At 58.2% G+C, this 12,130-nt stretch carries 15 protein-coding genes; 11 read left to right on the forward strand and 4 right to left on the reverse strand.

Going from position 1 to position 12,130, the window contains the following annotated elements:
- The first annotated feature begins 92 nt into the window (after positions 1-92).
- Both trhA and ACQZ51_RS03785 read left to right on the forward strand, forming a co-directional pair.
- A complete protein-coding gene (trhA, locus tag ACQZ51_RS03780; RefSeq protein ID WP_042618284.1) occupies positions 93-761 on the forward strand; it encodes a PAQR family membrane homeostasis protein TrhA in 669 nt (222 codons plus the stop codon).
- Positions 762-828: 67 nt separating this feature from the next.
- Positions 829-1,332, forward strand: a complete 504-nt coding sequence (locus tag ACQZ51_RS03785) for an N-acetyltransferase family protein (protein WP_448775279.1) — start codon at positions 829-831, stop codon at positions 1,330-1,332.
- Here ACQZ51_RS03785 and ftrA read toward each other — a convergent pair.
- The gene (gene ftrA / locus ACQZ51_RS03790; RefSeq protein ID WP_448775767.1) at positions 1,313-2,314 is read right to left on the reverse strand and encodes a transcriptional regulator FtrA; all 1,002 of its coding nucleotides are present in this window, start codon (positions 2,312-2,314) and stop codon (positions 1,313-1,315) included. The genes ACQZ51_RS03785 and ftrA overlap by 20 nt on opposite strands.
- Positions 2,315-2,403: 89 nt before the next feature.
- Between ftrA and ACQZ51_RS03795 the strand changes: the two genes are divergently transcribed.
- Positions 2,404-2,814 (forward strand): rhodanese-like domain-containing protein, encoded by a 411-nt coding sequence (locus ACQZ51_RS03795; RefSeq protein WP_448775282.1) that lies wholly within the window; start codon positions 2,404-2,406, stop codon positions 2,812-2,814.
- An 83-nt stretch (positions 2,815-2,897) separates the two neighbouring features.
- Here the strand turns inward: ACQZ51_RS03795 and bioB are convergent, their stop codons facing one another.
- The 3 genes from bioB to msrB all read right to left on the reverse strand — a co-directional run bounded on the left by bioB (position 2,898) and on the right by msrB (position 5,064).
- Entirely contained in the window at positions 2,898-3,884 is a 987-nt protein-coding gene (gene bioB, locus ACQZ51_RS03800; RefSeq protein ID WP_448775284.1) for a biotin synthase BioB, read from the reverse strand.
- Positions 3,881-4,450 (reverse strand): biotin transporter BioY, encoded by a 570-nt coding sequence (locus tag ACQZ51_RS03805; protein ID WP_448775286.1) that lies wholly within the window; start codon positions 4,448-4,450, stop codon positions 3,881-3,883. The genes bioB and ACQZ51_RS03805 overlap by 4 nt, the downstream gene beginning before the upstream one ends.
- Positions 4,451-4,653: 203 nt before the next feature.
- Complete coding sequence (gene msrB / locus ACQZ51_RS03810; protein WP_448775288.1) at positions 4,654-5,064, reverse strand: peptide-methionine (R)-S-oxide reductase MsrB; 411 nt, start codon at positions 5,062-5,064, stop codon at positions 4,654-4,656.
- A 150-nt stretch (positions 5,065-5,214) separates the two neighbouring features.
- Between msrB and ACQZ51_RS03815 the strand changes: the two genes are divergently transcribed.
- The 8 genes from ACQZ51_RS03815 (at position 5,215) to ACQZ51_RS03850 (ending at position 11,977) form a co-directional block, all read left to right on the forward strand.
- Complete coding sequence (locus tag ACQZ51_RS03815; RefSeq protein WP_448775290.1) at positions 5,215-7,569, forward strand: putative monovalent cation/H+ antiporter subunit A; 2,355 nt, start codon at positions 5,215-5,217, stop codon at positions 7,567-7,569.
- Positions 7,566-7,985, forward strand: a complete 420-nt coding sequence (locus ACQZ51_RS03820) for a Na(+)/H(+) antiporter subunit B (RefSeq protein WP_448775291.1) — start codon at positions 7,566-7,568, stop codon at positions 7,983-7,985. Before ACQZ51_RS03815 ends, ACQZ51_RS03820 begins: the two co-directional genes overlap by 4 nt.
- Complete coding sequence (locus tag ACQZ51_RS03825; protein WP_448775293.1) at positions 7,985-8,362, forward strand: Na+/H+ antiporter subunit C; 378 nt, start codon at positions 7,985-7,987, stop codon at positions 8,360-8,362. The genes ACQZ51_RS03820 and ACQZ51_RS03825 overlap by 1 nt, the downstream gene beginning before the upstream one ends.
- 16 nt (positions 8,363-8,378) lie before the next feature.
- On the forward strand, positions 8,379-9,941 hold the full coding sequence (locus ACQZ51_RS03830; protein WP_448775294.1) for a Na+/H+ antiporter subunit D: 1,563 nt from the start codon (positions 8,379-8,381) through the stop codon (positions 9,939-9,941).
- Complete coding sequence (locus ACQZ51_RS03835) at positions 9,938-10,417, forward strand: Na+/H+ antiporter subunit E (protein WP_448775296.1); 480 nt, start codon at positions 9,938-9,940, stop codon at positions 10,415-10,417. The genes ACQZ51_RS03830 and ACQZ51_RS03835 overlap by 4 nt, the downstream gene beginning before the upstream one ends.
- Positions 10,414-10,791 carry a cation:proton antiporter gene (locus ACQZ51_RS03840; RefSeq protein ID WP_448775297.1) on the forward strand — a complete coding sequence of 126 codons (378 nt, stop codon included), beginning with the start codon at positions 10,414-10,416 and terminating at the stop codon, positions 10,789-10,791. The genes ACQZ51_RS03835 and ACQZ51_RS03840 overlap by 4 nt, the downstream gene beginning before the upstream one ends.
- Positions 10,788-11,129, forward strand: a complete 342-nt coding sequence (gene mnhG / locus ACQZ51_RS03845) for a monovalent cation/H(+) antiporter subunit G (protein WP_448775299.1) — start codon at positions 10,788-10,790, stop codon at positions 11,127-11,129. Before ACQZ51_RS03840 ends, mnhG begins: the two co-directional genes overlap by 4 nt.
- A 419-nt stretch (positions 11,130-11,548) precedes the next feature.
- A complete protein-coding gene (locus ACQZ51_RS03850; RefSeq protein WP_448775300.1) occupies positions 11,549-11,977 on the forward strand; it encodes a MucR family transcriptional regulator in 429 nt (142 codons plus the stop codon).
- Positions 11,978-12,130: the final 153 nt, after the last annotated feature.

Here is a 12,130-nt window from a genome sequence, read left to right on the forward strand (position 1 = left end):
TGAACGCAAAGTGATCGCCTTTCGCAGGACTGGACTTGTTCCTGACTCATAATGGTAGCATGATCTGCTCACTTTCTATTCGGGAACAGACCATGAGTGAGCTATGGCGCTTTGGACGCCGCTATGACCTTCCAGAAATCGTTGCTGATGGCATTGTCCACGGAGTAGGCATCGTCTTTGCGCTAATCGGCGCAACGGCCCTGATCTTCTACGTCACCCTGTGGGGGAGCTTCAGCGCCATCGCGGCTGTCTGGATCTATGCCTTAGGTTTGGTGGCCTGTCTGTCCATATCCTTCACCTATAATATCTGGCCTCACTCCCACGTCAAATGGCTGCTGCGCAGGCTGGATCATTCCGGCATCTTTATCCTCATTGCGGCAACCTACACACCCATTCTCCAGCGCGGCATCGAAGACCCCATGATTGCCGTCACGCTGGCTGGCATCTGGGCGGCGGCGCTGTCCGGCATCATGCTCAAATGCTTCTTTCCCGGCCGGTTTGATCGGCTGACCATCGCTCTCTATCTTGCCATGGGCTGGAGCGGTGTCATGGTGGCGGATCGCCTGTCCTACCATCTGCCGCCCATCAGCCTCTGGCTCATCGTCATCGGTGGCATCATTTATTCCATGGGCGTCATCTTCCACGTGTGGGAACGCCTGCGGTTCCAGAATGCTATCTGGCACGGTTTCGTGGTCACGGCGGCTGCGGTGCATTATGTGGCCGTCATGACCAGTTTCAGCATGGCACCTTCGGTCGCTTAAAACCGCTGCACAGGTCCTTAAGATGCACTATGCTTGCGGCAACATTGATTTGCAGTGAGCATGAAGCATGACAATCGAAATCCGCGACGCCACCCAGAACGATCTTCCCGCCATTATGGATATCTACAACGACGCGGTGCTCAACACGACCGCGATCTGGAACGATGTTCTGGTCGATCTTGAAAACCGAACGGAGTGGTTTAGGGCCCGCAAGGACCGGGGCTTTCCGGTCATCGTCGCCATCAAGGACGGCGCAGTTGTCGGTTACGCATCCTATGGCGATTGGCGCGCCTTCGATGGCTATCGCCACACCCGCGAACATTCCATCTATGTCCATAAGGATGGACGTGGTGCTGGCACCGGCAAGCAGCTCATGCAGGCGCTGATCGAGCACGCGAACGGCAATGACGTCCACGTCCTCATCGGTGCCATAGAAGCTGAGAACACCGCCTCCATCCGCCTTCATGAATCGCTGGGCTTTCGCGTTGCCGGGCGCTTCTCGGAAGTCGGCACCAAATTCGGCCGCTGGCTGGATCTCACCTGCATGGAACTCAAGCTTCCAATAGCGTGAGGCTTTTCGTGCCGAAGCGGGCGCGATAGGCGGCAGGCGTAATGGAAAATTGCTGGCGAAAATGGTGTCGCAGGTTGGCGGCGCTGCCAAGCCCGCTTGTCTGTGCAATGGCCTCGATGCCCATTTTCGAGCTTTCCAGCAGGTCCTTGGCCTTGGAAAGCCGTTGCAGCAAAAGCCAGCGCGCCGGTGTCATGCCGGTTGCAGCCTCAAACCGGCGCAGCAGGGTGCGGCTGCTCATGCCCGCCATCTGCGCCAGCTTTGCCACGGTATAATCCTGGCAAAGGTCGGCCTGAACAGCATCCAGCAGCGGCCCGAGCCGCGCCTTCTCATGGGTCTCGGGAACAGGCTTGTCGATGAATTGCGCCTGTCCGCCATCGCGGTGCGGCACAACGACAAGCCGCCGCGCCACCATATTGGCGGCCTTTGATCCAAAATCGCGCCGCACGAGGTGGAGGCAAAGATCAATGCCAGCCGCACTTCCCGCAGCCGTCAGCACGGTGCCGCCATCCACATAGAGCACGTGAGGAAGAACCTCGATTGCGCCAAACTGCGCCTTGAGCGCATCCGTATAGCGCCAGTGGGTTGTGGCCTGTCGTCCGTTGAGAAGCCCCGCCGCAGCCAGCACGAAAACACCGGAGCAAAGCGAAAGAACCCGCGCGCCGTTTTCATGCGCCTTGCGCAGCGCCACGCACAGCGCCTCCGGTACCGGCTCATGGATGCCTCGCCAGCCCGGCACGATGATGGTCCCAGCCTGCTCGATCAGTTCCAGCCCACCATCCACCGTAAAGCGCACGCCGCCTGTCGCCCGCATCTCGCCCTCATCGATGCCCGCGACCGCGAAGCGATACCAGTCATCGCCCATCTCGGGTCGCGCCAGTCCGAAGATCTCAACGGCAACGCCGAATTCGAATGTGCACAGCCCGTCATAGGCAAGCGCAACAACTAGGCGGTTGGGTGAGGGCGGGGTCGGATGTTTTGGCATGATCTTGATGATATATGGCAATCATGCCATCTGCCAGTCCTTTTCTATCGCGGATACAGTGTCTCCATCGACATCAGAAGGAGACGCCTATGAGCCTCGTATCGCAAACTCCCGCCGCATCTTCAGACGCGGCCATCGAACACTTCTCAAGATTGCTAGCACTAGAAACCGATTGCTGGGACGTGTTCACCAGCATGAGCAACGGCAGCCAAGATTTCGTCCTGCTACACGTCGTTGGCTCGCCTGACGTTTTCGCCCGCAAGCATATTCCGGGCGCGGTACACCTGCGTCATGCTGATATCACCGAAAGCCGCATGGCCGAGTGGCCTGCCGATACATTGTTCGTCGCCTATTGCGCCGGTCCCCATTGCAACGGTGCCGACCACGCCGCGCTCAATCTCGCCCACCTTGGTAGGCCGGTCAAAATCATGATCGGCGGCATGACCGGCTGGGCGGATGAGGGCTTTGAATTCGCGTCCGGCGTGGCGCAAGCGGCTTGAAAGCGAAAGACCACGAAGCCGATGAGGTTCCGTGGTCTTTCTTTAATGCGCAACCCGCTCAATCCTGCGGTTCAAACACCATTCTACGCTGCCGAAGCCGCACATTCCGCCTTCTGCAGCGGGCCGATTGAGGCCAGAAGTTCTGCATCCTCGCCAATCCCGGCATTGGGTGTGGTCAGCAAGGTGTCACCGTAGAAGATGGAGTTGGCTCCGGCCAGGAGACACAGGATTTGCGCTTCACGGTTCAGGCTGGAGCGACCTGCCGAAAGCCGCACGGTGGATTGCGGCATGACGATGCGGGCGGTGGCGACCATGCGCACGAGTTCCAGCGGATCGATGCGCGGGCGTTTGGCAAGTGGTGTGCCTTCCACCGGCACCAGCGCGTTGATCGGCACGCTTTCCGGGTGTGGCGCAAAACCGGCCAGCACCTGAAGCATGGCGGCACGATCACGCACGCTTTCGCCCATGCCGATAATGCCGCCGCAACACAGCTCGATTCCCGCCGCGCGGACGGTTGATAGCGTTTCCAGCCTGTCATTATAGGTGCGGGTGGTGATGATGCGGCTGTAGAAATCCGGGCTTGTATCGAGATTGTGGTTGTAGGCCGTCAGCCCAGCGGCTGCCAGCCGTTCGGCCTGGTGCGGCTTCAGCATGCCAAGTGTGACGCAGGCCTCCATGCTAAGGCCACGCACCCCTTCCACCATAGCAATGACAGCATCGAACTCCTTGCCATCGCGCACCTGCCTCCATGCCGCACCCATGCAAAACCGTTCTGCACCCGCCGCCCTGGCGGTTGCAGCCATATCGACCACCGTCTTCGGGTCCATCAGCATGTCCCGGGTCAGATCGACCTCGCGGTGGTGCGCCGATTGCGGACAATAGGCGCAATTCTCCGGACAGCCGCCCGTCTTGATGGAAAGAAGGCTGGCCTTCTGCACATGGTTGGGGTCGTGAAACTGGCGATGGACGGCATTGGCGCGCCCCACCAGTTCAAGCAATGGCAGTTCATAAAGCGCGGCGATATCATCGACGCTCCAGTCATGGCGGATCGTTCCGTCCGGCGCCGTCATTTGCCGTGCTCCGTCGAGAGGCGTTTGGACAGGGCGGGCGCCGCCAATGCTACAATGCCGATCTTGATGAGATCACCGGCGAGAAATGGTAACAAACCGACTGCAAGCAGTTTGGCCGCAGGCACGTAAAGCGCAAGCCATGCCATTCCCAACGCATAGACTAGGGCAAGGCCAGCCAGCATGGCACCGAAGCGCCCGATAAGGCCTTTGCCCTGGGATAGCCATCCGGTCAGGCCGCAGGCGACAAGAAAGCCCGCAAGATATCCACAGGTCGGTCCCACCATATAGGCAAAGCCAATGCCCCGTTCCGGCGAGCCGGAAAAGACCGGCAGGCCAGCCGCACCCGCCGCGAGATAGGCCATGAAAATCACTGTCGCCATGCGTGGTCCCAGAACCACGGCAAATCCCATCACCGCCACGGTGTGGAGTGTCATCGGAACAGGCCAGAAGGGTATCTGCACCCTTGCCGAAAGTGTCATCAGCGCGACGCCGATGATGACAGTCATGATTTTGAGGGAGAGGGAGGACGATACCCGCAGGGCGGGCCGATGCACTGGAAAACTCATGGTCGATCCTAAAATTATAGATAATTTTGCGATGCCTAGAGCTTAGAGATGCTTCACATGAGGAGTCAATAGGTCAAAAGGAACGAAAAATAGAAGTTTATCTATAAAATGAGAAGACGGTGGCGCTTTTACCGGAAAACCGCGTAAACGAAAGGCCGTGCCACCTTTCGGTGACGCGGCCTTCTTTAACGCTGGGATGATGCTTAATCCTGCGCTTCAAACACCATGGAATGTCCGTTGATGCAGTAGCGCAAACCGGTTGGGGGTGGACCATCCGGGAACACGTGGCCAAGGTGGCCACCGCAATTGGCGCAGCGAATTTCCGTGCGCACCATGCCGAAGGCCGTGTCGCGATGTTCGGTCACGGCGTCAGCCTTGACCGGCTCGAAATAGCTCGGCCAGCCGCAACCGGCGTCGAATTTGGTGTCGGAGATGAACAGCGCCTCATCGCAGGCGGCGCAACGGTAGAGGCCTTTTTCGGTGCTGTTCCAGTAGGGTCCCGTAAACGGGCGCTCTGTGCCGTGTTCGCGCAGAATCCGGTATTGGTCCGCCGTCAGTTCCTCGCGCCACTGCGCGTCGGACTTGGTAATTTTGGGTGCTGGGTGATCGCTCATGAGGAGATCCTTTCGTTTGTCCCCAAGATAGTGCACCAATCGCCCGGTTAAAAGAGGATGCGGGTTAACTTGGCATTCACGCACTGTTAGTCTTGTTGCAAATCGCAACATGAGAGGAAGCCCCAAGGACGGCAGGGGCGGGGGAACGAGATGATCGCAAATGTCACGCTGCTGACATCAGCCGTGCTGTTTTTGCCGTTTGTCATGGCATTATGCGCGCCTGTGGCAATCGGCAGGTTGGGCCACAGGGCTGCATGGCTGCTGGCACTCGCCCCGGCGCTCGCCTTCCTGCACTTTCTGAGTTTCCTTCCGGAAATTGCCGCAGGTGAGGTCGTCACGGGTGGCTATGTCTGGGTGCCGAGCTTCAACCTCAGCTTCTCCTGGTTCATTGATGGCCTGTCGCTCACCTTTGCGCTGCTCATCACCGGCATCGGCACGCTCATCGTGCTGTATGCGGGCGGTTACATGAAAGGCCACCCGCAGCAGGGTCGTTTTCTAGCGTTTCTGCTGCTGTTCATGGGCGCAATGTTGGGCGTGGTGGTGTCGGATAGCCTGATGATGCTGTTCGTCTATTGGGAACTCACCTCGATCACATCCTTCCTGCTCATCGGCTTTGATCACAAGCGTGAAGCGTCACGCCGCGCTGCCTTGCAGGCGCTGGTCGTTACCGGCGGCGGTGGGTTGGCATTGCTGGCGGGCCTCATCTTCATCTGGAACATCAGCGGTACCACCCAGCTATCACTTCTGGTGCATGGCAATGATGTGCTGCGCCAGAGCCCGTTTTATTTCGCCACTTTGCTTCTGGTGCTGGGCGGTGCCTTCACCAAATCGGCGCAATTCCCGTTTCACTTCTGGCTGCCCAATGCCATGGAAGCGCCAACGCCGGTGTCGGCCTATCTGCATTCCGCCACCATGGTCAAAGCGGGCGTCTATCTGTTGATGCGCCTCAACCCTGTTCTGGGAGATACGGCGGCCTGGGAAATCCTGCTGCCCTTCTTCGGCGGGCTGACCATGCTGACCGGTGCGTTTCTCGCCATCCGCCAGACCGATCTCAAGCTGATGCTGGCCTATACGACCGTGTCATCCCTCGGCCTGCTCGTCATGCTGACCGGCATCGGCACCGAACACGCCATCGAGGCGGCCGTCCTTTATCTCGTCGCCCATTCGCTGTTCAAAGGCGCGCTCTTCATGGTCGCCGGCATCATCGATCATGAGGCTGGAACGCGGGATGTGACGAAGCTTGGCGGGCTGCGCAAGGCCATGCCCATCACCTTCATCGCGGCCATGGCCGCTGCCCTTTCCATGGCCGGTCTGCCGCCCTTTCTCGGCTTTCTCGCCAAGGAAGAGATTTATTATGCGCTGGCGCACGCCAATCCACGGGCGATCCTGTTCACCGGCATCGCCATCATTGGCAATGCGCTGATGCTGGCCATCGCTTTTGCCGTTGCGCTGAAACCATTCGTTGGGAAGCCGCGAAAAACACCGAAACAGGTTCATGAAGGCCCGGTCTTGCTGTGGCTTGGCCCTGCCGTTCTGGCCGTTGTGGGTCTTTTGGCTGCGCTGTTTTCCGGCGGCTTCCATGCATTCGTTTCCATGCCCATGGCCACGGCCATTGCAGGTGCGCCGCGTCCGGTCACCATGTCGCTGATACCGCATATCGGCGTGCCGCTGGGCCTTTCGCTGTTGACGGTGGCGCTGGGCGTCGTGGTCTACACCAATCTGTCTCGGGCACGAGGCCTGATGGACCGGGCGCTGGTCTCGGCAGGTCCGGGGCCGGACCGCGCCTTTGATGCCGTCATCTCAGGGCTGGTGAAGCTGTCCTTTTATGTCACCCGCATCATCCAGCCCGGCAGGTTGGAATTCTACGTCACCGTTACCTTCGCCATCATTGCGCTTGTGCTGCTCGTGCCGCTGTTTGCCTATGGCGAACTGCCAGCCATGCCGAGCTGGCCAACGGATATGCTGCTGCACGAATTCACTTTCATCGTTATCGCCATCATCGGCCTCATTGCGGTGCTGACGGCGGCAAGCCGTCTGACGGCTATCGTCGCGCTCGGCATTCAGGGCTTTGCCGTGGCCGTGCTGTTCCTGCTGTTCGGCGCGCCGGATCTGGCCTTCACCCAGTTCATGGTGGAAACGCTGTCTGTCGTCATCCTCACGCTGGTCATGACGCGGCTGCGGCTTTCGCCGTCCGATCACCGCAAGCGCGGGCAGAAGGTGCTGGATGGAATGATTGCGCTCGCCTGCGGCACGGGCTTTGCGCTGATGTTGCTCAAAGCCACCGAGCGGCCCTTCAACACCGGCCTCACGGAGTTCTTCAGCGCCTATTCCAAAATCATCGCCCACGGCAACAATGTGGTGAATGTCATCATCGTCGATTTCCGTGGCACGGATACGCTGGGCGAAATCGCCGTGGTCATGATCACGGCACTTGCGGTCCTCGCCTTGATCCGCATTCGCGCCAAACCGGCAACAGGCACAAAAGCCGGGGAGGGCCGGGCATGAACACGTTGATCTACCGCACAATCGCGCCCGTCATCACCGCTCTCATGCTGCTGTTTTCCGTCTTCGTGCTGCTGCGCGGCCATAACGAGCCCGGCGGTGGCTTCATCGGCGGGTTGATTGCGGCATCGGCCTTTGCTGTCTTCGGCATTGCCTTCGGGGTCGCAAGCGTGCGCCGCGCTATCGTCTTCCATCCGCTGTCCATTGCGGGCTTTGGCCTTCTCATCGCCACGCTGTCCGGTATCATCTCGGTCTTTGCGTCCGTGCCCTTCATGACAGGTCTATGGATATTCCCAAGCCTCGTTGGCGTTGAAGTGCCGCTTGCCACCGTCATCTCCTTCGATATCGGCGTTTATCTGGTCGTGGTCGGAGGTTTCACATCCATTGCCTCGGCGCTGGCAGAAAGTGAGCGCGACTGATGGAACCCATGTTCGCCGTTCTCGTCGGCATCTTCTTCAGTGTCGCCATCTACCTCATGCTCTCACGCCACAGCGTAAGAATGCTGATTGGCATCGCTATTCTGGGCAATGCCGTCAATCTGCTGCTGTTTACCGCAGGGAGGCTGACGCGCGAAGTGCCCCCCATCATAGGCCTTGGCGAAGATGTTCTGGCGGCAAGTACCGCAAACCCGCTGCCGCAAGCCCTCATCCTCACGGCCATCGTCATTTCCTTCTGCTTCTTCTGCTTTCTGGCCGTGCTCATCTGGCGCGCCTTCCAGGAATTGAAAACAGACGACACGGATGCGATGCGCGCCGCCGAACCGGCCCGTGAGCCGCTCCCGCCGCTCGGATATTGAGAAACGGATAAGATATATGGCCGCTTCCGGTTATCCTAACATCGATCTCGCCGCCGCATTGGTGATGCAGCCCACCCCGCTTGCCGATTGGCTCATCGTCGCGCCCTTTGCGCTGTGCATCACTGTCGGTGCCATCCTGATGATGATCAGGCACTCGCCGCGCCTTCATGCCGCCATTGCCGTATCAGGGCTCGGTCTGCTGGTGTTGATCCACGCCGCGCTGCTTTGGAAGGTGGTGGCAGGGGGCCCGTTCACCATGGTCATGGGCCGCTGGCTTCCGCCCTTCGGCATCGCCTTCACGGCGGATCTGACCGGTGCGCTGCTGGGGCTGGCCGGTGCCATCGTCGCACTCGCCTGCGCCATCCATGCCAGCGCCGAGATCGATGAGCCGGGCAGGCGCTACGGTTTCTACCCGTTCCTCATGCTGCTCATGGCAGGCGTCAGCGGCGCGTTTCTGACGGGGGATATCTTCAACCTCTATGTCTGGTTTGAGGTGCTGCTCATCTCGTCCTTTGGCCTCATCGTGCTGGGCTCCACCAAGGAGCAGATCGATGGCGCGCTGAAATATGCCGTGCTCAACCTCGTCGGCACCACGCTGTTTCTGATCGCGGTCGGCTATCTCTATGCCATCTTCGGCACGCTCAACATGGCCGATATCGCCCGCAAGGTCACCGAGACGTCAGATCAGGCACCATTGATGACGCTGGCCGCGCTGTTCACGCTGGCTTTCGCCATGAAGGCTGCGGCTTTCCCGGTCAATTTCTGGCTGCCCGCATCCTATCACACACCCAAACTCGTGGTTTCAGCCCTGTTCGGCGGTCTTTTGACCAAGGTCGGCGTCTATGCGCTGCTGCGCGTCATGATCATGCTGTTTCCGGTCCAGCGGGAGGAGCTGAGCTTCATCATCGCCATCGTCGCGGCGCTGACCATGATCCTCGGCGGCATGGGCGCGCTGGCGCAGAACGATATCAGGCGCATGTTGGGATACGTCGTCATATCGGGCATCGGCATTATGCTGGCAGGCGTTGCCATCGGCTCACCCTCTGCCGTCGCCGGTGCCATTTTCTATGCGCTGAATTCCGTGGTGCTCATGACGGCGCTTTATCTGGCCATTGGCCATGCGGCGCGCATCGGCGGTGGTTGGTCGCTCACGGATCTCAGCGGGCTCTATGCCAGAGCCCCGTGGTTCTCAGGGCTGACGCTGGCGCTATTCTTTGCAGGCTCCGGCCTGCCGCCATTTTCCGGCTTCTGGCCAAAGGCCATGCTCACCAAATCCGCCATCGATATCGGCGCGTGGTGGCTGGCAGCGTCCATCCTCGTTTCCAGCTTTCTCTGCACCATCGCATTTGCCCGCGTCTTCCTGCTCTGCTTCTGGCGCTCAGCGCCCGCTGGCATGAAGGATGTGGCAACGCCTGCCAAGGTGCCCGGCATCGCCCCAGTCTTGGCGCTGACCCTGCTGATCGTCGGCTTCGGCCTGTTTCCGGAAAGCATCATGAAACTCAGCCAGCAGGCAGCCGATGGTCTTGCCGATCCCGCGGCCTATATCCGCTCCGTCTTTCCGCAAGGAGCTGCGCAATGAGCCGTTATGTCCTGGGCTTGCTGTTCGTCATCACCTGGCTTGCCATCTCAGGCAGCTTCACCATCGCCAATACGGTCTTCGGGGCCATCATCGCGGCGCTGTCGCTTGGCATCGTGCGTCGTGAACTTGCGGCAAGCGAGACCTATTGGGCGCGCATCCCAGCCATCCTGTCGCTGGCGCTGCTGTTCGTGCGGGAGCTGGCGCTTTCGGCCTGGACGGTGGCCATGATGGTCATCCGGCCAAGGCTGGTGCTGACGCCGGGCATCTTCGCTTATCCGCTCAAGGTCAAAAGCGATTTCGAGATCACGCTGCTTGCCAATCTCATCACGCTCACGCCCGGCACACTCTCCGTGGATGTCTCCGCTGACCGCGGAATCCTCTTCATTCATGCGCTGGATTGCAGCGATGTAGAGGCTACCAAGCGATCGATTGCAGAGGGATTCGAGAAGAAGATCATGGAGGCATTTCGCAAATGACACCTGAAACCCTGGTTTCCGGCGCAACGATGTTTGCGTTGATTGTCCTGTCTGTTGCTTTTCTGATGACGGTCTATCGCGTCGTTGTTGGCCCAACCTTGCCGGATAGGGTCATTGCACTGGATATGCTTGTTGGCATCGCCATTGGCTTCATCGCAACCATAGCGATCCGTACAGGCGTGTATCTCTATGTTGATATTGCAGTTGCTCTCTGCCTCGTCGGTTTTCTTGCCACAGTTGCATTCGCCCGCTTCATTCAGTCGCGAAGACCAGACCCTGATGCGCATGGAAAAATCGTGCTCGATGGCACGGATGTGTTGCCCGCGCGCGGCGCAGCACGAAGAAGAACGAATGGGAAAAGGGGTCGGTCATGAACTGGGTCATCGCGACAGCCGTTACAGTTCTGTTGGTTTGCGGCGCGCTCTTTTCGCTCGCTGCCGCCATAGGTATAAACCGTTTCCCTGACCTTTATACTCGCATGCATGCTGCGTCTAAAGCTGGAACAGTCGGTTCAGGTCTACTTCTGCTTGCTGTGGGTATCGACGCATTCGAACTGTCGGTTTTCGCACGCGCAGCAATAGGTTTTTGTTTCGTTATTATGACGGCTCCGGTTTCCGCGCATTTGCTAGCAAAAGTTGCGCACGATGCCGGATATCGTCTCGCTAAGATCACTGTAAAAGACGAAATGAAAGCAAACCTGAAGTTGAAATAGCGTATATGCTTGAATGTACTCTCAGCCATAATTCAGACATACATATTTAGTTTCTTACCTGTGATTTCTAATAGGAAGAATAGAGCCTCTAATCTACGAATTATTACAAAATAATAATTGGACTTTTTTTGGTTTGGTGTTATCCCACATCAGGTAAAGTACATGATGTTGATTTGCGTCATGCGAAGATGAGTAGGTCCAGTTAGGTATTTTAAAGATGCGTAATTCATCTTTTCCAAGAGTATCGTCGATATCCATTCGTCATTCGTAGTTTCCATAAGCATCGATCCCTTCTCCTGCGTATATCGGAAGAAGGAATTGATCTTCGGAGGACCCAAATCAGAGGGCGGGGTTAACTTCGTTTCACGCGTTTCAGGTTTTAACCTGTGCCGGTGAAGATATGAACAGGAGACAGATATATGACGGAAACTACATACGGCGGCGCTCAGGATCTGCTTGTCGAACTGACTGCAGATATCGTTGCTGCCTATGTTAGCCACCACGTCGTTCCGGTTACGGAGCTTCCCGGTCTAATTTCAGATGTGCACACCGCGCTCAGCGGCACAGCACTGCCAGTTGTGGCTGCGGTCAATGTGGAAAAGCAGAAGCCTGCTGTTTCTGTCCGCAAGTCGGTTCAGGATGATCAGATCATCTGCCTGGAATGTGGTGGTTCTTTCAAGTCGCTCAAGCGTCACCTGACGACGCATCACAGCATCAGCCCCGAAGAATATCGCGACAAATGGGATTTGCCTGTCGATTATCCGATGGTCGCCCCTGCCTATGCCGAAGCGCGCTCGCGCCTCGCAAAGGAAATGGGCCTCGGCCAGCGCCGCAAGTCCAGCCGCTGATCCGCACTCCATTTGCCTCTTCAAAAGCCGGTCCCTCGTGGATCGGCTTTTTTATGCCTGGAGGCAAGGATGCGAGAGTTTAAAATAAGAAAATAATCCTTGAAAAAATTCAAAGCCTTATGCTTCCGGTTGCGGAATGCAGCCTTTTCAGGG

It is taken from the genome of Agrobacterium sp. CG674 (assembly GCF_053521645.1).